The sequence below is a fragment of the Shewanella sp. 10N.286.51.B7 genome (assembly GCF_002873615.1).
In the GTDB taxonomy this organism is placed as follows: domain Bacteria; phylum Pseudomonadota; class Gammaproteobacteria; order Enterobacterales; family Shewanellaceae; genus Shewanella; species Shewanella electrodiphila.
In genome coordinates this window covers 81,458-82,341 of record NZ_MCUF01000043.1, presented here as the reverse complement: position 1 = coordinate 82,341, position 884 = coordinate 81,458, and the positions used below count along the sequence as shown (strand labels likewise).

Sequence of the window (884 nt, the reverse complement as noted above, 5' to 3'; positions counted from 1 at the left end):
CAAGCGAACGTTTTGCAAGGTCAATTTGGTTCGCTTTCTTTGAACGAACTCGGTCATTGGACCTACACGGCTGACAATTCCCAACAGGCTATTCAAGGCCTGAAAACGGGCGAATCACTCACCGATACTTTATTAGTTCATTCTGTTGATGGCACAGAACAAAAAATCTCTGTGACCATTAACGGCACTGATGATAAAGCGGTTATTGCTGGCACATCAACAGCCAGTTTAACTGAAGATAAAGATGTTCACTCTGGCCAGCTCCGTGTCGATGGCGCCCTGACGGTAACGGACCTCGATGCAGGACAAAACCAATTCCAGGCGAGTGCTCAACAAGGTCAATACGGCACATTATCTATAAACGAACTAGGTCATTGGGCCTATACTGCTGATAATTCTCAACCAGCGATTCAAGGCCTTAAAACAGGCGAGTCACTCACCGATACTTTATTAGTTCATTCTGTTGATGGCACAGAACAAAAAATCTCTGTCACTATCAACGGCACTGACGATAAAGCGGTCATTTCTGGTACAAGTTCAGCACAATTAACCGAAGACAAAGACGTCCATCAAGGACAACTACACGTTGATGGCGCACTCTCTGTTACTGATGTGGATAACGGTCAGAACCAATTCCAAGCCACTGTTCAGCAAGGTCAATTTGGTGCGCTTTCTTTAAATGAACTAGGTCATTGGACCTACACAGCTGATAACTCTCAATCTGCCATTCAAGGGCTGAAAACGGGCGAGTCACTCACTGATACGCTCATAGTTCATTCTATCGATGGCACCGAACAGAAAATTACAGTGACCATTAACGGTACCGACGATAAGGCGGTCATTGGTGGCACTGCAACAACTTCACTAACTGAAGACAAAGACGT

1 protein-coding gene is annotated in these 884 nt (G+C 45.2%); it reads left to right on the top strand.

Going from position 1 to position 884, the window contains the following annotated elements; translation table 11 throughout:
- A partial coding sequence (locus tag BCU84_RS20845; RefSeq protein WP_198589578.1) for a VCBS domain-containing protein occupies positions 1 to 884 on the top strand: 884 nt, incomplete at both ends.